General features: G+C 26.3%; 20 protein-coding genes. All 20 read right to left on the bottom strand.

Annotated features, from left to right (window positions below; genetic code table 11):
* Positions 1 to 18 precede the first annotated feature (18 nt).
* Positions 19 to 1,317, bottom strand: coding sequence for a UDP-glucose dehydrogenase family protein (locus ACYEKI_RS06025; RefSeq protein ID WP_459210269.1), 1,299 nt, complete (start codon positions 1,315 to 1,317; stop codon positions 19 to 21).
* Complete coding sequence (locus tag ACYEKI_RS06020) at positions 1,314 to 3,188, bottom strand: WecB/TagA/CpsF family glycosyltransferase (RefSeq protein ID WP_459210268.1); 1,875 nt, start codon at positions 3,186 to 3,188, stop codon at positions 1,314 to 1,316. The genes ACYEKI_RS06025 and ACYEKI_RS06020 overlap by 4 nt, the downstream gene beginning before the upstream one ends.
* Positions 3,160 to 4,431, bottom strand: coding sequence for an O-antigen ligase family protein (locus ACYEKI_RS06015; RefSeq protein ID WP_459210267.1), 1,272 nt, complete (start codon positions 4,429 to 4,431; stop codon positions 3,160 to 3,162). The genes ACYEKI_RS06020 and ACYEKI_RS06015 overlap by 29 nt, the downstream gene beginning before the upstream one ends.
* Before the next feature lie 12 nt (positions 4,432 to 4,443).
* Entirely contained in the window at positions 4,444 to 5,481 is a 1,038-nt protein-coding gene (locus ACYEKI_RS06010; protein ID WP_459210266.1) for a glycosyltransferase family 4 protein, read from the bottom strand.
* Entirely contained in the window at positions 5,478 to 6,581 is a 1,104-nt protein-coding gene (locus ACYEKI_RS06005; RefSeq protein WP_459210265.1) for a hypothetical protein, read from the bottom strand. The genes ACYEKI_RS06010 and ACYEKI_RS06005 overlap by 4 nt, the downstream gene beginning before the upstream one ends.
* Positions 6,582 to 6,705: 124 nt before the next feature.
* On the bottom strand, positions 6,706 to 7,779 hold the full coding sequence (locus ACYEKI_RS06000; RefSeq protein ID WP_459210264.1) for a polysaccharide pyruvyl transferase family protein: 1,074 nt from the start codon (positions 7,777 to 7,779) through the stop codon (positions 6,706 to 6,708).
* Positions 7,780 to 7,786: 7 nt separating this feature from the next.
* Entirely contained in the window at positions 7,787 to 9,250 is a 1,464-nt protein-coding gene (locus ACYEKI_RS05995; protein WP_459210263.1) for a hypothetical protein, read from the bottom strand.
* Complete coding sequence (locus tag ACYEKI_RS05990; RefSeq protein ID WP_459210262.1) at positions 9,201 to 10,661, bottom strand: MBOAT family O-acyltransferase; 1,461 nt, start codon at positions 10,659 to 10,661, stop codon at positions 9,201 to 9,203. Before ACYEKI_RS05990 ends, ACYEKI_RS05995 begins: the two co-directional genes overlap by 50 nt.
* Positions 10,662 to 10,671: 10 nt before the next feature.
* Positions 10,672 to 11,805 carry an FAD-binding protein gene (locus ACYEKI_RS05985; protein ID WP_459210261.1) on the bottom strand — a complete coding sequence of 378 codons (1,134 nt, stop codon included), beginning with the start codon at positions 11,803 to 11,805 and terminating at the stop codon, positions 10,672 to 10,674.
* Positions 11,806 to 11,808: 3 nt separating this feature from the next.
* The gene (locus tag ACYEKI_RS05980; RefSeq protein ID WP_459210260.1) at positions 11,809 to 13,119 is read right to left on the bottom strand and encodes a flippase; all 1,311 of its coding nucleotides are present in this window, start codon (positions 13,117 to 13,119) and stop codon (positions 11,809 to 11,811) included.
* Positions 13,120 to 13,139: 20 nt separating this feature from the next.
* The gene (gene wecC / locus ACYEKI_RS05975) at positions 13,140 to 14,357 is read right to left on the bottom strand and encodes a UDP-N-acetyl-D-mannosamine dehydrogenase (protein ID WP_459210259.1); all 1,218 of its coding nucleotides are present in this window, start codon (positions 14,355 to 14,357) and stop codon (positions 13,140 to 13,142) included.
* A 9-nt stretch (positions 14,358 to 14,366) separates the two neighbouring features.
* A complete protein-coding gene (wecB, locus tag ACYEKI_RS05970; RefSeq protein ID WP_459210258.1) occupies positions 14,367 to 15,503 on the bottom strand; it encodes a non-hydrolyzing UDP-N-acetylglucosamine 2-epimerase in 1,137 nt (378 codons plus the stop codon).
* Positions 15,504 to 15,589: 86 nt separating this feature from the next.
* On the bottom strand, positions 15,590 to 16,867 hold the full coding sequence (locus ACYEKI_RS05965; RefSeq protein ID WP_459210257.1) for a nucleotide sugar dehydrogenase: 1,278 nt from the start codon (positions 16,865 to 16,867) through the stop codon (positions 15,590 to 15,592).
* Positions 16,868 to 16,876: 9 nt separating this feature from the next.
* Entirely contained in the window at positions 16,877 to 17,662 is a 786-nt protein-coding gene (gene rfbD, locus ACYEKI_RS05960) for a dTDP-4-dehydrorhamnose reductase (protein WP_459210256.1), read from the bottom strand.
* Positions 17,659 to 18,204: a dTDP-4-dehydrorhamnose 3,5-epimerase gene (gene rfbC / locus ACYEKI_RS05955; protein ID WP_459210255.1), complete on the bottom strand. Its 546-nt coding sequence runs from the start codon at positions 18,202 to 18,204 to the stop codon at positions 17,659 to 17,661. The genes rfbD and rfbC overlap by 4 nt, the downstream gene beginning before the upstream one ends.
* Before the next feature lie 16 nt (positions 18,205 to 18,220).
* Positions 18,221 to 19,069: a glucose-1-phosphate thymidylyltransferase RfbA gene (gene rfbA, locus ACYEKI_RS05950; RefSeq protein ID WP_459210254.1), complete on the bottom strand. Its 849-nt coding sequence runs from the start codon at positions 19,067 to 19,069 to the stop codon at positions 18,221 to 18,223.
* 4 nt (positions 19,070 to 19,073) lie between these two features.
* Positions 19,074 to 20,123: a dTDP-glucose 4,6-dehydratase gene (gene rfbB / locus ACYEKI_RS05945; protein ID WP_459210253.1), complete on the bottom strand. Its 1,050-nt coding sequence runs from the start codon at positions 20,121 to 20,123 to the stop codon at positions 19,074 to 19,076.
* A gap of 12 nt (positions 20,124 to 20,135) precedes the next feature.
* Positions 20,136 to 21,179 carry a hypothetical protein gene (locus tag ACYEKI_RS05940; RefSeq protein WP_459210252.1) on the bottom strand — a complete coding sequence of 348 codons (1,044 nt, stop codon included), beginning with the start codon at positions 21,177 to 21,179 and terminating at the stop codon, positions 20,136 to 20,138.
* Positions 21,180 to 21,184: 5 nt separating this feature from the next.
* The gene (locus tag ACYEKI_RS05935) at positions 21,185 to 22,180 is read right to left on the bottom strand and encodes a hypothetical protein (RefSeq protein ID WP_459210251.1); all 996 of its coding nucleotides are present in this window, start codon (positions 22,178 to 22,180) and stop codon (positions 21,185 to 21,187) included.
* The gene (locus tag ACYEKI_RS05930) at positions 22,181 to 23,878 is read right to left on the bottom strand and encodes a DUF6909 family protein (protein ID WP_459210250.1); all 1,698 of its coding nucleotides are present in this window, start codon (positions 23,876 to 23,878) and stop codon (positions 22,181 to 22,183) included.
* Positions 23,879 to 23,892 lie beyond the last annotated feature (14 nt).

Here is a 23,892-nt window from a genome sequence, read left to right as displayed (position 1 = left end):
TTGTCTTAAAAAATCACTTTATCGACCAATTGAAAAATATACAATATTTTCTTTTCTTAAATCTTCCACATCATATAAATTACGTCCATCAAAAATCACATGTCCTTTCATTTTTTTCTTTAATCTTGCAAAATCAGGAGTTCTAAAAATACTCCATTCTGTACAGATTACTAAAGCGTCAACACCTTTTACTGCTTCATACATTGAAGTTGAATATTCAATCCTGTTGCCAAGTTTATTTTTAACATTCTCTACGGCTTCTGGATCAAAAGCTATTATATTAACCTCTTTTTCTAATAGTTTTTCTATTAAATACAATGCTGGAGCTTCTCGAATATCATCTGTTTCAGGCTTAAAAGCTAATCCCCAAATACCGATTTTCTTTTCTTTTAAATTATTATTAAAATATGATGATATCTTAGGAAACAGAATAGTTTTTTGACTCTTATTTACATTTTCTACAGCATCTAAAATTTGAAAATCATATTCATTTTCCTTTCCTGATTTATACAAAGCTTTTACATCTTTAGGAAAACAAGATCCACCATAACCTATACCTGGGAATAAAAAGCGTTTACCAATCCTAGAATCAGTCCCCATACCAATACGAACTTTATCTACATCTGCACCTACTTTTTCACAAAAATTAGCAATTTCGTTCATAAACGTAATCTTAGTTGCTAAAAATGCATTTGCAGCATATTTGGTTAGTTCTGCAGAGCGTTCATCCATTATTATAATAGGATTGCCTGATCTAACAAATGGCCTGTAAAGTTTTTGCATTATCTCTGTAGCTCTATCTGAACTAGATCCAATAATAATACGTTCAGGTTTTAAAAAATCATCAACAGCAAAGCCTTCCCTTAAAAATTCTGGATTTGAAACTACGTCAAATTCGCAAGGAGCGTTATTTGATATAACTTTTTTTACTTGATCGGCTGTACCTACAGGCACAGTACTTTTATCGACAATTACTTTATACTCTTTAATTTCTTTACCTATTTGTTCAGCTACACCTAAAATATATCTTAGATCTGCTGATCCATCTTCATCTTCAGGTGTTGGAAGTGCTAAAAATATTATATCTCCATGATCAAGTCCTTCTTTTAAAGAAGTTGTAAAAGTAAGTCGTTTTGCATTTATATTACGCTCAAATAATACATCCAGATGTGGTTCATAAATTGGCACCTCACCGTTCTGCATTTTCGCAACTTTATCTTCATTAATATCAACACACACTACCTCATTTCCAGTTTCAGCAAGACAGGTTCCTGTTACAAGTCCTACATAACCAGTTCCTATAACTGATATTTTCATTTACCAAAAAATTTTTCTTTAAAGACTAATAAAATAAACTTAAGGTTACCCAATAAATATCTCTTCCACATTCTCTTTGGTTCTTGTATCAATCTGTAAAACCATTCCAAGCCATTTTTTTGCATCCAAATTGGAGCTCTTTTTACTTCTTCTGCAACAACATCAAAACTACCTCCAACTCCCATAATGAAGTTAACACCTTTTAATAATTCTTTATTTTCATACAAAAAATTTTCTTTCATAGGAGAACTTATTGCGACAAATAAAATATTAGCCTTACTTTCAGAAATCTCCTTAGCTATTTCACTTTCATCTTTCTTATCAAAATAACCATTTCTATAACCAGCTATGATCTCATTTGAAAATTCATTCCGATATTTTTCTACAACCTTTTTTACAACGGTTTCTTTAGCTCCTAAAAAATAAATTTTATATTTATTAACAAATGCTTTCTCCACTAATTTCATCATTAAATCTATTCCTGCAACTCTTTCTTTTAATGGCTTATTAAGAATATTTGATGCCCAAACTACTGCTTGACCATCAGCATTAATCATATCACTTTTGTTAACGCTTTCTCTAAGTCTTAAGTCTGATTGCATAGATACTATTTTCCCAGCATTAACGACAACATGATGAATCTGTTTATTATTCTTAATTGCTGTAACTATCTTTTCTAAAGTCTCTTCCATAGTAAGGTTATCTACTACAGTATTAAGCATTTTTATTCTTTCATTCCTCATTATAATATTATCTCTATTTCTAAACATAAAAATTGTATTCAAACATATTAAAAAAATAAAAGAATTAAACGGATACACAATTGTATTACCACTGAAACTTGCAATTAATAAAACTACAATGAAAAAAGCATTATTTAATTTATGTTTACAATACCTATCATATAAATATTTTAACATAAAAATCGTCAAAATAACTCCAGAAATACCAAAAAATAGAAATACATCTATAAAATCGAATTCAGTTCTCATTATTGATAAATCATATTGACCAAATAAAACATTTAATAAGTTTATATCATCTTTTATTTTATAAATAACGTCTAACAACATTTCATTTCTATAAGAAAATATTGCTGTTAAAATCCCTTTATTATTTATTATTTCTTTAAAAGTTGGAGAAATTAAAATATTAAGAAATGCTATTATAGCAATTGTCATCAAAACAATTACCATTTTAATTGATATTCTATTTTTAAAATTCAAAAAAAGTAAGATAGGAATAGCTAAAACTAACGCTTTAGTTCCTATAAAAAAGCTGCTTAAAAGTGCTATAAAAAAAAACAACTTATTTTTATCCAATAGAGCTATAGCAATAGAAGAAATATAAAAAATAGTAGATTGCATTTGAGTTAACATGATACCATTATATCCAAACCTTCCATAATATGTTTTGAACAAAGTTATATCGAATAAAACTCCTAAAACAATAAATATAAAATTTAAATAAACAATTTTTTTTACAATTTTAACAAAAATCACTCTATCAAAATCAACTATATCAAAATATAATATTAGAGAAAAGAAATATATATATTGTAATAAATATTCTATTCTTTGTAAAGAAAAATGATAAGCAAGTATAAATATTAAGATATAACTTATAAAAAAAAATAGGATTTTCTTATTAAGCTTTCTGATATTAGTAAAAACATAATAAAAAACTATACTCAAAAAGAAGATCTTTAAAATTCTATGAAATTTCAACCACCCAAAATCGTATCTATAATTTATTTTTTCTATAAAATCTAATAAAAATTGTAATACCAGATAATATATTACAATATTACTCTGTATTTTATTTTTTTTCTTAAAGAATAGATCAAAGGTAGAAGGCATTGTTTTCTTCAATTTGTATTTTTTTTAAATAACTAAAAATCGAAAAAGAAATAAAAAATGTAGCGATAAAAACTCCAATTTGCCTATCTAATATTGATTCCGTCATCATTGAAAGCAGTATAATAATAAGGATTCCAAAATTGAATAACATTTTTTTTCTTAAAAGCATTATTCCAATTATTAAAAATATTAATATAAATGAAATTCCTCCAATCATTCCAAACCTAACAAACTCTTCAAGGTATTGATTGTGTGCATTTAACTTTTCTAAGTATATCCAAGATTTTTTATGTCTAAATTTCAACATTTGATCTATAGCATCACCTGTACCAGCGCCAAATATTGGGTTTTCTTTAATAGCAAAAAAACCACTCTCCCAATTTCTTATTCTTGTTAAATCCTTTTTCTTATAAAGATGGTTTATTCTTTTTAATATATTATTACTATTTTCTATTTTTAGTTCACTAATGTAATATTCTGTAAATTGTTCTCCATTAGTCAAAATATATGTTCCTAGCGAAAGAGTCAAAATAGTTATTAATAGAAATACTTTCCTATTTATTCGAAGATAAATCCAATATAAAAAAACTAATGCTAATATGACTATAAATGTTATAAAAGTCATTTGACTCGCTAGTAATATTAAATTTATAATTAATATCATAGAAAAAATAACATATTTAAAACTCTTTTTACTTAAGAGTTCATAATAACAATTTAACATTGCGAGGTTTAAAAGAATACCAAAATAAGGAGGGTGTATTCCATAAGGCATAAACTCTTTATATATAAACCTTATATTCTTAGTATAAAAAAAACTCAAAGGTTCATTATGAGAAATAATAGAGTAAATAGATCTAACATTAGTTAATATACATATAATTAAAATAGAATACATAAAATATTTAAATACTTTATTATAATCTATTTTTTTATATAATGAAATAAAAATTATAGGTATTAATAATATTGGTAATCTTATTCTAATTAAAGAAAACGCTTCCTTTAAATTTAACGAATATATTATTCCAATAATATGAATTATCAAATAAAGAATATAAAAAACAACTATATACTTTATAAAAGTATACCTTTTAATATTTATTCTAGCTTTATTCTTAATAATACATAAAATAGAAAATAGAACACCTAAAATAATTACTACTGTATTTATAAATGGGGATATACTTATTGAAATAGGTAATAAAAAAATAATTACACTAAGAATTTCATTTTTTTTAGATAAAATATACAATTGTTAAATAAATTATATTAATTTGAAAGATTCTTTATATAAGTGTTTATAGTTCAAAACCATAGCTTGTTTTGAAAATTTACATCTAATTTTCTCTTTTTCATCGCTTAAAATTTCGCAAATATTTATTTTGTTATCTATAACATAATTTATCGAATTTAAAATTGATCCATATTCATGCACATTAAAAAAACATTCTTCTGGTAAAAAAGGAACTACTTCTCTCAATGTTGGTATATCATTACAAATAATAGGAATTCCCATTGATGCAGCTTCAACAGCAACTAAACAAAAACCTTCATATAAAGAAGGAATTACAATCATATCATAATCTTTAACATTATGCCAAGGGTTTTCATGAAAGCCATAAAAATTCAAAATATTATTCTTTTGTTTAGTTTCTCTAATGTCTCTTTCTAAAAAAAGATTTCCTTCTCCATAAAAATCCACTACTAATTTATTCTTTGCATCTTTTCTATAATTCAAAGCTTTAATAAAAAGATCTACTCCTTTTTCTTTACTTAATCTACCTACGTATAATATTTTGTTTTTCAATCCTTCATCACAATCATAAACACTTTCTCTTATATTAATACCATTGTAAATTAAATTGCTATTAATTCTATATTTTTCTAAATAGCGCTTAACACTATTAGATATACTTATAGATTTTTGAGGTTTTAATAAATAATAAAAATAGTTTTTATTTAAAAATGTGCTATGAAAAGTATGTATATGAAAACTATTCTTGCTTAAAAAAAATTTATATAAAATATCAATTCTATTATTTGTATGTAGTATTATTTTTTCATGCTTTTTGGATATATCATTTATCAATTTAATCATCTTTATACCCTTTAAGCCTGACCTATCAATAAATTTAATTTCTCTTTTAATCAGCTTTTCACTATAAACTCCTGATCTAGAAACTAAATATAATTCAAATTCTTCAGAAGAATCATTTAAACCTTCTATTAAATCAAAAAGAACCTTTTGACAGCCTCCAACTCCCATATGATTCACCAAAAAAATTATTGCCTTATTTTTCATTGCTTGTTTAAAACTAATCTTTCTTTTCTATTATTTATTATTACTTGTCTTAGCACAAAATAATAAATCATATACATCAAAAATTTAAATATCGGATATAATAAAAAGGAAATAATAAAAAGTAATAAAGCTCCTGTTAGATAAAAATCCTTTCTTGAATTAATTCTTTGTAAATGAAAAATATCTAAGAAGAATATCAGAGTACCTATTATACCAAGTTCAAAGAAATAAACAGGTAATTCACTTCCATCTCTTGAGTTTGGATTAATGGTATAATTTAAAACACTCAATCTATGCTTAACAGCTATTGTTCCCCAAGTTCCAAAACCTTCTCCAAATAAGGCTATATATACAGGTCTTTCTTCCATATAATTATAGACTCTTTTTAAAGGTTCAACTCTAGAATAATGATTAAATAATTCTATTCCTTTCCTACCTTTTTTTGATTCTGCGCGCTTATTTAAAATAATATTTCCAATTAATAAACCTATCAAAAAAACACCTATACCTATAATAAGGTTTCTTTTTAAATATTTATATCCATAAATAGCTATTAATATTATTAATGTACCAAATGTTCCATTTAATAATAAAACTATGCCTGTTAAAAAGAATACTATTGGATGTTTCTTTATAAAACCAACAATATTATTTTTTATCAGAAAAAAAGTATTAAATGTAATGGCTATAGCATACCAATTGGGTTCAACAAAAAAGCCTCTTAGCCTTTTAGGTACAGATCCTAATTTTTCATAATGATCCGTACCTAAAAAATTTAATTGATAATCAAAAAACAGAAATAGAGAAAACTGAATTAATCCAGTAATAATAATAACATATTGAAATCTAAATAATGTTTTCTCATCAATTAAATGAAAATTCTTTCTAATAAAAAAGTAAATATTTAATGCAATGAAAAAATATATCAATAAAAAACCATTGGATTCTTTATTAAGGATTATGCTTAATATTAAATAAAGAGTAAAAATGAATAACCACTTATCATTTTTATTAATAGTTATTTTCTGTTTCCATCCTTTAAAAAAAAAATAAATAAAGTTTAATCCTAGAATACATAAGATTCCAAGATGAATCTTCATCCCTAAATTAATTTTTAATAAGGAATCAAATGCAAAACTAATATAGATAATTGGTACACTAAACTTTAATATTTTTTTTTGTAATTCGGACATCAATTTTATTTGTATTATATGAAATCGTAAATTAATCCGCTAGAGCATCTAATAACAGTCTTTTTGACTGATTTACTAGATCTTGATATTTCTCATTAATAATAGAATAATCTATTTCTTCTAAATGTTTATGATTCAAATCTTCTAATTTATTTATAAATCTACTTTCTAACCCTACCCTTTCTAATAATGTTAACTGTCTTCTATTAAGTCTTTTTTTTGTTTCTCTAGTAAAGACAGTAAAATTTCTTTTGAAAATTAAGGAATATGCATTTCCATGAAATGAATTTGTACAAACTAAGCTTGCTTTAGCAAAAACCCCCAACCATTTAGACGGTGATTCGTAAAGATAATTAATCTTCGCTTCTTTAATTTTATGTCCTCCAAGATTTATCAATGGTAATCCTGTCATTTCTACGACCTTATTTATATACTCTCTAACTGATTTACTATCTTCAGTTAAATATGATACTATATACGGTTCTGATGGGACTAATGAATAATCAATTATTTCACTATAATCATCTATTAATAATGAAGGATCAACAACAATGTTTGATAAAATATTATCATCTACTCTTTTTATTTCGTTTTGAACAAAATCTTCTCTTACTAATATTTTCTTATATGATTTTAAATTAGATGCTATTCTAGCAAATTCCTTGTTATTAAAAGGTGTTTCTCCCATACTTGCTGCATATGAAATCTTATTCGCAGATTCAGGTAAAAAGTCTTGAAAAAAACCTTCATCTAATTTCCCATTTGTCAAATTAGCATTCCATACTTGATCACTTCCACAAATAAAAAAATCATCACTTTTTGAAAATGCTTTTTTAAGAGATTTAGTGCTAAAAAATATATCATCAGTTAATGGTAAAAAATCCCTTCTAAATTTATAAAACCTAATAGCTTTTAAAACTTTGGTATATGTTGTAAAAATCTTCTTTTTGGGTCTATATGTTTTATATAAAAAGTAACTAGGTCTATAATCAATAATAGAAACGTTTTTATCATTATTTTTTAAAAACTTAGCTAGAGCATAAGCTTGTAATACAGCTCCATAATTTAAAACATGGTGAAACGTTATTGTGTATATTTTTTTCATAATTATTTTATCGAGCTTGTTGTAATATATTTATTTTATTTAAATCCAATGTAAGTGTTTCTGTTAAAACACCAGGCCCAGAAAATTTCATCTCTATGTGATCTATTTGTTCAGGCTTTAATTTTGACCAACTATTTAATTTTCCTATATATCCATCTTTAGTTTTTATATAGTTTTTTAATTTTCTATATAGGTTATCAGATTTCCATTTATTTTTTTTAGACTTAACTTCCAATAAGTGTTCATATCCTTCTTTTGGAAACACACTAATTACCGTACTAACCTCTAAATAGGCATCAGGTATTGAATCAATTAAAACCCTAACATCGGTATTATATTTATTTGCAATAAGTAACTTTACATCCTTTACCTCTATTATACCTTTGTTTTTCTTATTTTTCATTTTGAAGGTAATAGAATTATTTTTTATAGTTTTGAAGTTATCAAAACTATATTGATTTTTTAAATAATTAGAAAAATATGATGTAACTTTCATTGATCCAGATTGCCTAACATGTCCAGGATCATAAAAATCTTCATACTTTAAATCAATTTCACTTTTTATTTGCTTTGTATTTAATTCCAAAACTTTAGTATTATTATAAGGTTTTGCCTTTTCCTTAATCAATTCAATAGAATCTTGATTTTCTGTACTTGCATCTAACTTTATATTATTGATAAATAAAAATTGGATTTCTGGATATTCTTCAGCTATATCTAATAATTCTTGAATTTTAATTATGCTTTCTTCGTCTATCACATTGTATTTTGTAATTTTATTGCCTGGTAATTTTTTATAAAAACTAGAGAAATCTTTCTTAAAATCTTTAAGTTTATCAGTATTTTGCTTAACTCTAACATCATAACCAAAGACTTTTCCAATTCTTGATTTCTTTTTTGTTCCATAATATTTTAATTCTTTCTCTGACGTTAAATTATATAAATTTCTCGTGGTCAATGAAAAGCTTTGTAGCCATAAATCTTTTCGATTATCTGGTATTAATCCATCTAACATTTCATATTTATCAATAGAAAAATTGAAATTAGAAATCGCTTTATTATTAAAAAACCAAGATCGATCAGAATCCGGACTAACAATTGTTGTACTTGAAATATCTATTACTACCAACTTTGGTCTTTGTGTAATCAATGCTTGTTTTAATATAAATGGCTCAAAACATAATCTTCGAGCAGAAGTTCCTAAATGTATAGAATTTAATCCTGTTAAACTTTTCAACAATAAGGGATCATATGCTGTAAATAAATAAGAATTACTCATAAACAGAACATCAAAATTTTGCTGTTTAAGAGTTTCTAAATTTATAGCAAGAGTATGATCTATACTAGGTTTAGTAAATCTTGATACAATATTGTTCGTGATAAAAATAAATACTATTAGAAATACTATTACTCTAACAATTTTAAAATTGAAAATATATAAAATTTGCTTGTTCATTATTATAATATCCAAAAATTAATAGAAAGAAAATGATCGATATATATAAAGTCCATCGTAATACTATATTTTGATTAAAAATTTCCTTTTTAATATTCAACCTAATATTCAAAAATTCTATAGTAAATAAAAGTAATATACTTATTAACGCAATTTTTACTTCAGACTCAATTAATCCATATTCATAAATTTTATCATTAAAAAAATCCACTATTTTTATATGTTTTACGCTTGATAAAACATCCAAAGCTAAAGAAAATGAATCTGCTCTGAAAAACACCCAAGCAATGGTTACTAAAGTGAAGGTAATTAATATTCTATATAATTTAAATGAAAACCTATGGACATTCCATCTTAATTTCTCATATATTTTAAATTGAACTTTACTATAAAGCTTTTCTATGATGATTAAAATTCCATGTAAAGCTCCCCAAATAATAAAAGTCAAAGCTGCTCCATGCCATAGCCCACTTACTAAGAACACTATAAAAAGATTTAGTAACATTCTTGTTTTCCCATAACGATTCCCACCTAAAGGAATATATAAATAATCTCTAAACCATGTAGATAAGGATATATGCCAACGTCTCCAAAATTCAGTTATAGATTGAGCTATATATGGATTATCAAAATTCTTTTTCAAATCAAACCCCATAATCCTTGCTATACCAATAGCTATATCTGTATAAGCAGAAAAATCACAATAAATTTGTACAGAAAACAATAACATTGCTATTAAAGAACCAAAACCATCATTTGTTACAGGGTTATTATATACATGATCTACAATTACCGCTATTCTATCTGCAATAACTACTTTTTTAAAGAATCCCCACGCAACAAGCATCAAACCATCTCTCATTCTATTATAATTGAAAGAGATTTTTCTATCAAATTGAGGTAATAAATTAGTAGTTCTTTCTATAGGACCTGCTACTAATTGAGGAAAAAAGGATACAAAAAGAGCATATTTACCAAAATGTTTTGTTGGTTGAATATCTCCTCTATAAACATCTATAGTATAACTTAAAGCTTGAAATGTGTAAAAAGAAATTCCTACAGGAAGTAAATAGTCTAATCTTGGAATATTAATATTCATTCCAAAATTAGTATACATTTTATCAACTAATTCTAATGTAAAATTAGCATATTTAAAAAAGAATAAAATAGCAAGATTTAAAGAAAAGCTTATAAAAACCCATACCTTCCTTCTAAAAATAGAACTTTCTTTTGCTATAAATAAACTTGTGATAAAAGTAATTATTGTAGATGTTAAAATCAATAAGGCATACTTAGGATTCCAGTTCATATAAAAATAATAACTAGAAAGTAATAACCATAACCATTGTATTTTTTTTGGTAGAATAAAAAGAATAATAACTACGACTGGAAAAAATAATAAAAAATCTATAGAATTAAATATCATAAAAAAAAAATTATATTACGACAACTTCTCTCTCTAATCTTATCGAAAATTTCTCATAAACAGATTCCACAATTTTCTCTGAGAATTCATGGATTTCTTCTCCAGTTGAATTTCCAAAATTAGCTATAATTAAAGTTTGATCTTTATACAATCCTACATCATTTATTCTCTTTCCTTGCCATCCACATTCTTTTATAAGCCATCCTGCTGATATTTTTGAATATTTATCATCTATATTATATGTTACCACATTAGAAAATTTATTTTTTAATTCATTAACTTTCTGGTTATCAATTATAGGGTTTTTAAAAAAGCTTCCTACATTTCCAACTTTTTTTGGATTAGGGATTTTTGCATTTCTTTTTTTAATAATCATATTCCTTATTTTTCTTAAAGAGAATATTCCAGAAGATTCAAAAACTCCTTTAAGAACTCTATAATCAATACTAATACTTCTCTTTTTCAGATTTATTTTAGCTTTAAAAAAGACATCCTTTAAATTCTTAAGTAATTCTATTAAAAATTCTAAGTATTTCGCAAAAACTCCTCCTTTATGTTCTCTTAACTTTATTTTATAGTAAGGAATCTTTGATAATTTATAAACAACCGATGTTATTATTACATTTCTATATTTTTCAGTTTTAAAAATACTATACCTATATCCAAAGTTACAATCTTCATTACTAAGTATAATCTCTTTTCTTTTTATAATATCATATGCTTTAACTTCTACTATAAAATCTTTTATTTCTACTCCATAAGCACCTATATTCTGGACAGGTGTTGTTCCTACATTACCAGGTATTAGAGATAGATTCTCAATACCATAGTAATTATTCTTAACACAAAATTCCACAAAATCATCCCAAGTTAAACCTCCATCAACTTCTAGTATTACATTATCATTGGACTCCTCTACAATTCTAATTTCTTTCATTAAAGAATGTATTACCCACCCTTCATAATCTTTAGTAAACAAAACATTACTACCTCCTCCAAGGATAAAAATGTTTTCATTTTCTTTTATATTTTCTTTTGAAAATGAATATAATTCATTCAATGACTCAAAAGAAAAAAAATACTTTGCCTTTACATTTAAGCCAAATGTATTATAGTTTTTTAAAGAATACTCTTTCTCTATCATTTGCTATAAGTTAGCTGTTGCTATTTTAAAAAATCTTCTAAAATCTTTAATAATATAATATATCCCATAAAAAATACTTTTTGTCTGTATTTTAAATATATATTTATATCTAAAAATAAATAAATGTGTAATATATGACGATGCTGCAAATGCTAAAATAGAAGCCCAAACAGCACCAATTGATCCATATTCTTGAATAAAAAAGAAGTTCAATATTAAGTTTACACACCCTCCTACTATACTCTTTATATATGATATTTGATGTGTATTTTCAATTATCATAATCTGACCTGCAACCGCACCAATTCCTATAAAAAAACCTTTCCAAGCAAAAATTTTCATTATTTCGATAGATGGTAAATAACTCTCGCCATAAAGCAATTTTATAATAATTGGAGATGTTATCATTATAACAAAAGACATAAGTATACTACTCCAAGTTAAAAAGTCAGAAAACCTTTGTCTAAACCAGATATATTGATCATTATCTTTTTCTCTAATTTTAACTAAAATAGGAACTAATGATTCTGAGATCACAATAGGTATAAAGGCTATAATGCTTGTTACGGATACGGCTGCTGCGTATTGTCCTACCGCTTCACTATCTATAAAGTGCTTAATCATTATTTGATCGATTTTTTGAAAAACAATCAATGCAAAACCAGATAGTACCAGTGGAAAAGAATCTTTAATTAATTTATTTTTAATTGATTTATCGTATTTCCATTTTTTTATTTTGCCATATTTATTATTATAAAATGTAAGCATTATTACAGAAAATAATAATAAATCTAAAACTCTAAGTATGATAAAATACGTTATAGATGTTTTCAGTATTATTAATATATAAGTTAGTAATAGAATTATTATAGTAGTAATTAATTCACTTTTAACAATAATATTATTTTTTTGTTTAGCTATAAAATAAGCTCTCAAAAAGCGAAACATTTGAAAAAAATAACTTAATCCATATAAAACGATAAATATTTTTATATCTATAGAATCTTTTATACTATAAGCGATAAAAGATAACGTTAAATATCCTATCGTTGCGAAAAAAAAACATATGTAAAAAGACGTTCCTAAAAGCTTTTCTATATTATTCCCTTTAGATATTTCTCTTAAAAGAATATTATTTAATCTAAATTCAGCTAAAACAGATAATAATGAAACAAAACTAACAACATAACTAATGATTCCAAACTTTTCTGGTCCAAGATATCTAGCTACCATAATTCCAAATATAGCCAGTTTTAATCCTGAAAAAAGTTTACTAAAAACTCCCCATATAATATTTAAAAATCCCTTTTGCATTCAATCTTCAAAATTGATTTTTATTTTAAATCTATTCCACAAAAATCTAATACAACTTTATTATCTTTTAATAATCTAAGTTCTTTAAATTCTTTGTGTCCAACTAAAAACGCTATAATATCTGCTTTTTCTACAGCTTCTTTATAGTCTGTTAGCTTAAAAACTGTATGTGTCTCTATATTAGGCTCTACTATATAATATTCTTCATTATTAGCATTTTGTAAAACTTTCTGAACTATATATTTAGCAGGAGATTCTCTTAAATCATCAATATCAGGTTTAAAAGCTAACCCCATCAATGCAATCTTAGGCTTTCTTCCATTTTGAAGTTCAAATTCTAATTTTGCATTTTTTATTTTCTCTGCACACCAGAACGACTTATAGTTGTTAATTTCTCTTGCCTTACCAATGATTTGAGATTCCATTGGATAATCAGCTACTATAAAATATGGATCTACAGCAATACAATGCCCTCCTACACCACAACCAGGTTGAAGTATATTAACTCTAGGATGTTTATTGGCCAAATTAATTAATTCCCAAACATTAATATCTGCTTTATCACAAATAAGTGATAATTCATTTGCAAATGCAATTTGTACATCTCTAGAAGAGTTTTCTACTAACTTGCACATCTCAGCTGTTCTAGCATTAGTTTTATGCAATTCTCCTTTTACAAATCTCTGATAAAAGTTCACAGCTTTCTCCGTAGAAACCTCATCTATACCTCCTATAACTCTATCATTATGAACCAATTCATACATTACATTACCAGGCAATACTCTTTCTGGACAATATGCCATATACAATTGACCTTTAAGCTCAGGTCTCTCTGTATAAATTAAATTTTTCATTTTTTCTGTTGTACCAATCGGAGATGTAGATTCTATTATATATAAATCTTCTGATTTTAAAAGCGGTAAAATTGCCTTTGTTGCTGATTCTACAAAAGAAATGTCTGGCTCATTTTTTCCTTTAAATGGTGTAGGAACTACTATAAGGTAAGTATTTGCTTCTACAGGTTTTGTATCTGCATATAAGTATCCTTGTTCTACAGCCGAAGCTACTGCTTGATCAAGTTCTGGTTCTACAATGTGAATTTTACCTGCATTAATTGTTTCTACTACTTGAGGATTAATATCTACACCGTGAACTCTTACTTTATTTTGAGCAATTAATGCTGCAGTTGGCAAACCTATATATCCTAAACCTACCATCACAACTTCTGAATTCTGCATATTCAATACTTATTTTTTTTCAATATTCTTTATAAAATCTATTATTCGTCTACAAGCTTGACCATCTCCATATGGATTATGTAATTTTTCCATTCTTTTGTATTCTTCATCATCACCTAATAAATACTTAGCCTGCTTTACTATCTCTTTCACATCTGTCCCTACTAACTTAACAGTTCCTGCTTCAACTGCTTCTGGCCTTTCTGTTGTATCTCTCATCACTAGTACAGGCTTACCCAAGCTAGGTGCTTCTTCTTGTACGCCTCCACTATCTGTTATTATCATGTAAGATTTATTCATTAACCATACAAATGAAGGATATGATAGTGGATCTATTAAATTAATATTATTAATATCTCCTAATAATTCAAAAACCGGCTTTTGTACATTTGGATTTAAATGTACAGGATATATAATCTGAACATCTTCATATGTTTCAGCTATTTCTTTTAAAGCACTGCATATATTTATAAATCCTTGTCCATGATTTTCTCTTCTATGCCCCGTAACCAAAATAAGTTTTTTAGAATTATCTACAATCTTATTTAAACTTTCAATTTCTTCATCAAAAAAATCAAACTGATTAACTTTATCTGAACTAAAATGAAGTGCATCAATCACTGTATTACCAGTAATTAATATATTTTTTTCGCTAATATTTTCTTGAATCAAATTATTCTTTGAAGTTTCTGTAGGTGAAAAATGATAATTACTAATACTTCCAGCTATACATCTATTCATTTCTTCTGGAAAAGGAGACCTTTTATTATGTGTTCTTAAACCAGCTTCTACATGACAAACTTCTGCTCCTGAATAAAATGCTGCTACACTTGTTGCCATAGTTGTTGTTGTATCACCATGAACATAAACATAATCTGGCTTAAAACTTTCTAAAATAGGTTTCAAATTTGTTATGATATCTGCAGTCAAAGTATATAAATTTTGATTTGGCTTCATTAAGTTCAAATCAAAATCGGGAGTTATTTCGAAAAAGGATAATACTTGATCAAGCATTTCTCGATGCTGTGCAGTAATACAAACTTTAGTTTCAAAAATTTCATTATCTTTTAAAAACTCTTTTACTAACGGAGCCATTTTAATTGCTTCTGGTCTAGTACCAAAAACAATTAAGTTTTTTATTTTCATATACTAACTTATTCGTTCAATATTTTTAATTGAGATTCAAAAAAATGATCTGCAAAGATACTCTTTTTTACTCTTATTTACATAAATTACAATCTAGAAGTAACTTCTTTTTTTGCTAAAAAGCTTTTTACATCAAAAACAACACTATTTTTATCTTTTTTCAGCTCTTTTATATTTAATGCTTTAAAATAATCATGCCCAACAGCCAAAATAATAACTTCATAAGTTTCATTTATTTGATCTATTAGCTCTATTTCATACGTATCTCTCACCTCCTCTTTTAACGCATAAGGGTCGTAAACACCCACCTCTATCCCAAAAGATTTTAATTCTTTTATAACATCTACAATTCTTGTGTTACGTATATCAGGACAGTTTTCTTTAAACGTAATTCCTAAAACAAGAGCTTTACTACTTTTTATTTTAAGATCATTCTCTACCATGAGCTTAATAACTTTATTAGCTATATGAACTCCCATAGTATCGTTAATTCTTCTTCCTGATAAAATAACCTCAGGATAATAACCTAGGCTTTCTGCTTTATAAGTTAAATAATAAGGATCTACTCCTATACAATGTCCTCCTACCAATCCTGGTCTAAATGGTAAAAAGTTCCATTTGGTTCCAGCAGCCTCTAATACTTCTGTTGTATCGATATTCATTTTATCAAAAATCAAAGCCAACTCATTCATCAAAGAAATATTTAAATCTCTTTGGGTATTCTCAATAACTTTTGCTGCCTCAGCTACTTTTATACTTGAAGCCTTATACGTACCTGCTTTGATAATACTTTTATAAAGCTTATCTATTACATTAGTTATTTTTTCATTACTTCCCGAAGTAACTTTTATGATATTGTATACCTTATGATTTTTATCTCCTGGATTGACTCTTTCTGGTGAATATCCACAATAAAAATCTTCATTATATTTTAAACCACTTATCTTCTCTAGTATAGGAACACATTCTTCTTCTGTACAACCAGGAAAGACTGTAGATTCATATATAACGATATTTCCTTTATCTAACAGATTACCGATAGACTTGGTAGCTTGTTTTAAAGGATTAAGGTTAGGTTTTTTAAAATCATCAATAGGTGTAGGTACTGTGACTATGTATATGGAAGCATCTTTTATATCATCAATTATCGATGTAAATTGAATTTTATTTTTTATTGACTTTAACTCTAGTTCTTCAACTTCTCTGGTTTGGTCTTTACCTGATTGTAATTCTTGTATTCTTCTTTGATTTATATCAAAACCATAAACTTCGTAACCATTTTTAGCAAACTCAACTGCTAATGGCAATCCTACATAACCTTGTCCTATTACAGCTATTTTATTATCAAATAAAGATATTTCCATACACTTACTTTAATTATTCTTTTCTAGAACACTATATCTAGGTCTTTTTGCTAAAGTTTTATATTCCTGATCAAAAACTTCTATATTTTCAATTTTATTAGATTTAATAATATCTAATGCAAATTCATACCAACTCATAATTTTATCTCCACAAAAATGATGTATTCCATAATTGTCTCTTTTATGAATAATCAACGCTATTATATATGTTGCTAAATCATCTGCATCTGTTGGACAACCAACTTCTTTACTCGTTATTGTTAACTTATCCTCTGTTTGTGCCTTTTTTAATATTGTTCGATAAAAATTCTTTCCATATCTTTTACTATACAACCATGATGTTCTAATAATAAAAAACTTCTCTAAGTATTTTTGAATATATTGTTCTCCTAAAAGTTTTGATTTACCGTATTCATTAATCGGATTTGTCTTATCATTTATTTTATAGGGTTCTGATTTTTCTCCATCAAATACATAATCTGTAGAGATATGTATTAATTTAATGCTTTTCTCTTTACAAATCTCAGTTAGATATTTAATAGCATTACTATTAACTGCTAATGCCAATTGAGGTGTTTTTTCTGCCTGTTCTACATTTGTATAAGCGGCACAATTGATAATATAATCATATTTTTTTTCTTTAAATACTTCTCTTAACTTATTATCATCTGTAATATCTAAATCTCTAGAATTTTTAAAATCCCAATTTATATTATCTATTGTTGTTTCTTTTGTTTTAGCAAAAATACTCTTACCTAATTGTCCGTTTGCTCCAGTGATAAGTATATTTATCATAATCTAGCATCTTTAAAGTTGGGAAGTATTTTATCTTTTTCTGAAACTATCAAAGTCATATTACCAATTTTCCAATTAATTTTCAATTGAGGATCATCATATCTAATACCTTCTTCTGAATTTTTATTATAAAAATTATCACATTTATAAAAGAACTCAGCTTCTTCAGATAACACAATAAATCCATGGGCAAACCCTCTAGGAATAAATAATTGCTTTTTATTTTCTGATGTCAGCTCAACTGTAATATGCTCTCCAAAAGTCTCAGAATTTGATCTTAAATCAACTACAACATCTAAAACTTTTCCTTTTAAAACTTGAACTAGCTTAGCTTGAGCAAACTCACCTCGTTGATAATGTAACCCTCTTAAAACACCTCTACTTGAATAAGATTGATTATCTTGAACAAAGTTTATTTCTTCTCCTATAAGTTTTGAGAATTTTTGCTGATTAAAACTCTCAAAGAAATAACCTCTTTCATCAAAGAAAACTGTTGGATTTATAATATAACACCCTTTTAATCTAGTTTCTTCTATCTTCATTAAACCTAAATTACGTTTAGTATAAATTCTTCGCGTAACCACTTTTCTTCAATGGCTCTACTAAATCTTTATAAGCTTTTCTATCTATATAGCCCATATTAAACGCTACTTCTTCTATAGCTCCTATTCTTAAGCCTTGTCTTTCTTCTATTACTTGAACAAATTGAGATGCTTGCATTAATGAATTAAATGTTCCTGTATCTAACCATGCTGTACCTCGATCAAGGATGCTAACATTCAGTTTTTTCTTATTTAAATATATTCTATTTATATCTGTAATTTCAAGTTCTCCTCGTTCACTTGGTTTAATACTTTTAGCTATTGAAACTACTTCATTATTATAAAAATAAATCCCTGGAATGGCATAATTAGATTTAGGTTTTTCAGGTTTCTCTTCTATTGATAATACATTTCCTTTTTCATCAAAATCTACAACACCATATCGTTCTGGATCATTTACATGATAAGCATAGATAATACCACCTTTAGGGTTTTTATTCTTCTGTAATAATTTCCCTAATCCAGATCCATAAAAAATATTATCTCCCAAGATCAATGCCACAGCATCTTTTCCTATAAATTTTTCTCCTATTATAAAAGCTTCGGCTAATCCATTAGGTTCCTCTTGAATAGCATACTGAAAATCACAACCTAATCGTTTTCCATCTCCTAACAATTCTTTAAACAAAGGCAAGTCTTTAGGTGTTGAAATAATTAATATTTCTCTTATTCCAGCTAACATAAGTGTTGACAATGGATAATAAATCATTGGTTTATTATATATTGGCATTAATTGCTTACTTATTGCTAATGTTAAAGGGTGAAGTCTGGTTCCAGAACCTCCTGCTAGAATAATTCCTTTCATTATCTCATTTTTTAAGATACATTTTATTATAATATTCTTTATAGGCCCCAGAAGTTATATTAACTAACCATTCTTGATTATCCAAATACCAATCTATTGTTTTTGATAATCCATCTTCAAAAGTAACAGAAGGCTTCCATCCTAATTCACTATAAATCTTATTAGCATCTATAGCATACCTTCTATCATGTCCAGGTCTATCTGTTATATAAGTAATCAATTGAGAAGATGTACCTTCATTTCTTCCTAATTTTTGATCCATCAATTTACATAATAATTTTATCAACGCTATATTTTGCCACTCATTAAAACCTCCAATGTTATAGGTTTCTTTATTTTTTCCATTATGAAAAACTATATCTATAGCTCTAGCATGATCTTCAACATACAACCAATCTCTAGTATATTTCCCATCACCATAAACAGGTAATGATTTATTATTGATAATATTATTTATAAATAACGGAATGAGTTTTTCTGGAAACTGATTTGCACCATAATTATTTGAACAATTTGTTATAATATATGGAATTTTATAGGTTTCACCATAAGCTCTAACAAAATGATCTGAACTTGCTTTGGAAGCCGAATAAGGTGAATTAGGTTTATATGATGTTGTTTCTTCAAACAGTCCTTTTTCTCCTAAAGAACCATAAACCTCATCTGTGCTAATATGATAAAATAAATGCTTTTTTCTATCATTGTTCCAGTTTTTTCGGCATTGTTCTAATAAATTTATAGTACCTATAATATTTGTCTCAACAAAAGCTAATGGGTTTTCAATAGATCTATCAACATGGGATTCCGCAGCTAAATGAATTATTGCATCAAAATTATATTTTCGGAAAATCTCTGTTAAAAAAGCTTTATCTGTTATATCTCCTTTAATAAAAGTGTAATTCTTTGCTTTTTCTATGTCTTTAATATTCTCAAGATTCCCTGCATAAGAAAGCTTATCCAAATTATAAATATTATAATCTGAATAAGCTTTCACAAATAATCTTACTACATGAGATCCTATAAATCCTGCACCTCCTGTTATTAATAAGTTCATTACTACTTATATTTATAAGGAACTCTTATAATTCTTTAAAAACTTATTTAAAGATTTCATTATCAAAAATCCAAACATTAAAAATATACCTAATAATCCTAATAAAAATGTTTTCTTTTCATAGATAACACTCACTCTAACTCCTCTAGATGGAAAATCAGATATCACATTAATTGTATTCTTAGTATCTATTATTTCTTTATTTAACTCAACTAGATCTTCTTTTAATTCGTCAATTCTTTTTAAGAGATCCATCTCGATATTTTCAGGATTAAGTTTAGATTCAGCTAAATTAATTTCTGTAGTAGCTGCTTCTTTACTTGCTTGAAGTTTTTTAATTTCTTTATTAAATTCTTGTAAAGATTTTATTTCTTTCAATTGATATTTTATAATAGAATCTTCTATTTTTAAATTATCAATATTAACAGCTTTTTGTTGTTTAAAATAACTATTATTATTTATTGATTCTATAATAGATGTTTGGCATTTCTTCGCAATAGTTGCATCTGTTGCTTTAAATATAACTCTATGGAATTTTGAATTAATATCATTATAATTCTTCAAATATTCTTCGTAATCTACATTACGTTGTGAAATAGTATCTAAAGAACTAATAAATTCACTAAATTGCTTTATTTTCTGAGTCTCATCTGTATATGACTCTACCGAAATCTCTTTAATTGTTTCTGCTTCTTTAATTTCAATTGAAAGAGCTCTTGATAAGCTTTTCGAGTCTTTTTCTTTTGCCAATTCATTATAAAAATGAATGTTATTATATAATTGTTGTGCACTATTAAAATTAGGAGAGACAACCATTGCTGATTGATACACAGGCTCTTCTTGTTTATCTAAATAAAGCCCTATAGCTCCAAACAAAATACCTGCTATTAAAAACTTTAAAAAATGAGTTTGAATAAATATCAAACTATTTAAGATTAATTTAATTATACGTTGTAAAAATAATTTTATTACACTCCATATCTTACCAATACCTTTTTCTATAAGAGAGAACAATTGTCCTATATCAATATCTTCTGATGAATTCTTTTCGTCCATTATATTTATTTTAACTTAACTTTTTCGTATAATTTCATGTTTATAAAAAATATAATTAAAACCAAAATTGATAAAATTGGTATAATTATAATCATTTTTCTAAAGATCAATTTTTCCTTTTTTAAAACTTCACCATAATTTAGTATCGAAAAAATATTTTCATTAAAAACTAAAAATTGTGATTCATTTTTAATGTTTTCAAGTATTCTTTCCTTTTGCTTTAACAGCTCAGTTAAGTATTTTCTATTATCTAATTCATAAACAATAGGCTTTTCTCCAGAAAAACTTTGTTTTTTTCCTATTTCTTTATTTACTTTATTAAGATATTCATCAATAAATTTTAGTGATTTTTCATTTTCTTCTAAATGATATTTGTTAGTTTTTCTGAGAAATGATATTTTTTTATTGTAAAAATCATTATTGTAAATAAAATTCAGAACATTATCAATTAACTTATTATTGATCAAACTATTATCAACAAAAGTAAATGTTATTTTATGATATGTATAAAATTCTTTAAACTTTTCATCTTCTAATATTTTATTACTAAAGTCAAAAAGAATATTATATGCTCTATTTTTATCATCATATTCTTTCTGTAAAACATCTAATACATCTCTTGAACGTATTATAGGTTCTATAGAGATGCTACTCAAGATAGATGCTTCATCTTGAGTAATATTAATTCTATTAAAAAACTCAGGGTTACTTAAGTTTAAATTAATAAACTCTATACTCTTATAAAGATATTCAGTGCTCTCTAATTTAGGTTCGATTATTATATCTTGATAGTATATTTCTGTAGCTCTTTTATCTATAAAATATCCTAGTACAATACTAATAATAATAATTGGAAAAAAGAACTTAGCTTTCTTTATGAAAAAAATTGGTATACTATATATTATAGCAACAAATTTTAATAAGGAACTATTAACCAATTGTAGCAATTGTGATACATCAATTTCATCTTCATTATGTTCAGATTGGGGATTATCTTTCATTTATTTATTCTTAAATAATTGTTCTAAGATTTTTTCTGTAATTAAATACGTTGGTTTTACTCCTGTTGTTCCTAATCCTCCAGAAGCTAATGTACTTCCTGTTTCTAATGGATTATCAGATGCATAATAGGCGTATCTAACCTTCACATCTGCACTAATACTTCCTCTTAATTTTGAAGCAGATTGTATTGCTTTTTGATAATGTGCTCCTTCCATCTCTAGTCCTATTACATTCCAAGTTGAATCATGGAAGAATTTTAAAATATCTCTATTTTGTAAAGATGTACCTAATACAGTTACCATAGCACCGTCGTAAACAGAAATTCCTTCTCCTTCAAGGTCTTCTTTTTGTAATTCGTTTACAAAAGGATAATTATCTGCCGTTCCTTCAAACAAATGAGCTGTAGGAATCATGATATCTCCTTTTCCTCCTTCTAGGATACCAGCTTTACCCATAATAGAAACAGAATCTACATTTAAATAAACTTTCTCAGACTCAGTTTTATTATATGGTTTTAAAAGTTCATCCATAGTTTCATATGCTTGTTCCCCAAAAGCATAATCCATTACTATAATTACTGGCTTTTTATCTTCTTCAAACCCCTTAATTAATGTTTTATATTTACTTGCTTCTGCATATTTTGCAGTATCAATAATTTGAACATTAATATTTGTACCACTTTGATCTTCAATATAGATCATTCCATTTTGTAGTGCTGTTTTTTGAACCTTAGCTCTTAACTTTTCGTTTTTACCATCACTAAGTAATTCGTAAACATCAAACGTAGATTTATTTTTTAATTCTGTTTTAAGTGCAACAGGTGCATATAACGTATTCATTACGCTATGCATATTTGCACTAATGATATGAATTGGTCTTTTTAATAAACCTCTATCATCTAATACTTTTTTAATCGAATCTGCCCATATTTCGCCATGGATATGATGTCCTAAACGTTCTCTTAATACTGGACTAAAAGTCACTATTCGTTTATTATCATTAATCCCTTCTTCCATAGCTAGTTTTCCTAACCAATAGATAATATGTAAGAAACGTTCTTTATTTTCTGGACAAGAGAATCCGTCATAAATAGAAGAAACTTCTCTAAAAGTTCTTCCTAATATATTGGCTGTATGAGTCAACGCAATTTCTCGTTGAGCTTGTGTTAAATCTTTTTTAGAAAGTACCGCATTCTCTAATTTCTTCCAATCTCTTGTTACATTTCCTTCTTCGTCAATCACAACTCTATGCATGATCTTGTGTGATTCAATAAATAAGAACGTTAAATGTGTTAATATATCATAGATTTCTGATCTTCCTCTAGTGATTTCAATATTCATTTGCTCATCGTCTATACGATAGCAATTTCTTCTTCTTTTTGGAGGGATTATGGCTTTAAAATGTGAGTTCTTATATCCTTCATCACTTGTAAGGTTAATAAATCTACATTCTTCTATCCCAATTGGTAATCTATCTATTACATATAAAAGTCCGTTTAATTCTACTTTCTCTTCTGCAATAGATCCATAAATTTCTGGACGTAATGTTAATAGTCCTTCTCTTAACGTTTCTCCAGAAACTCCCATTGGTTTATAAAAACCTCTATTAAATAAATGACGCATTGTAATATACATGCGTTCTATTGCGTTGGAACTTTCTTGAGCTCTTGTTCTCCCTTGTATTTTTATATCTGCCATATTCTTTTCTATAT

Source organism: Aquimarina rhabdastrellae, from assembly GCA_947387485.1.
Taxonomy (GTDB): Bacteria; Bacteroidota; Bacteroidia; order Flavobacteriales; family Flavobacteriaceae; genus Aquimarina.
This window is presented reverse-complemented; position numbering and strand designations above follow the sequence as displayed.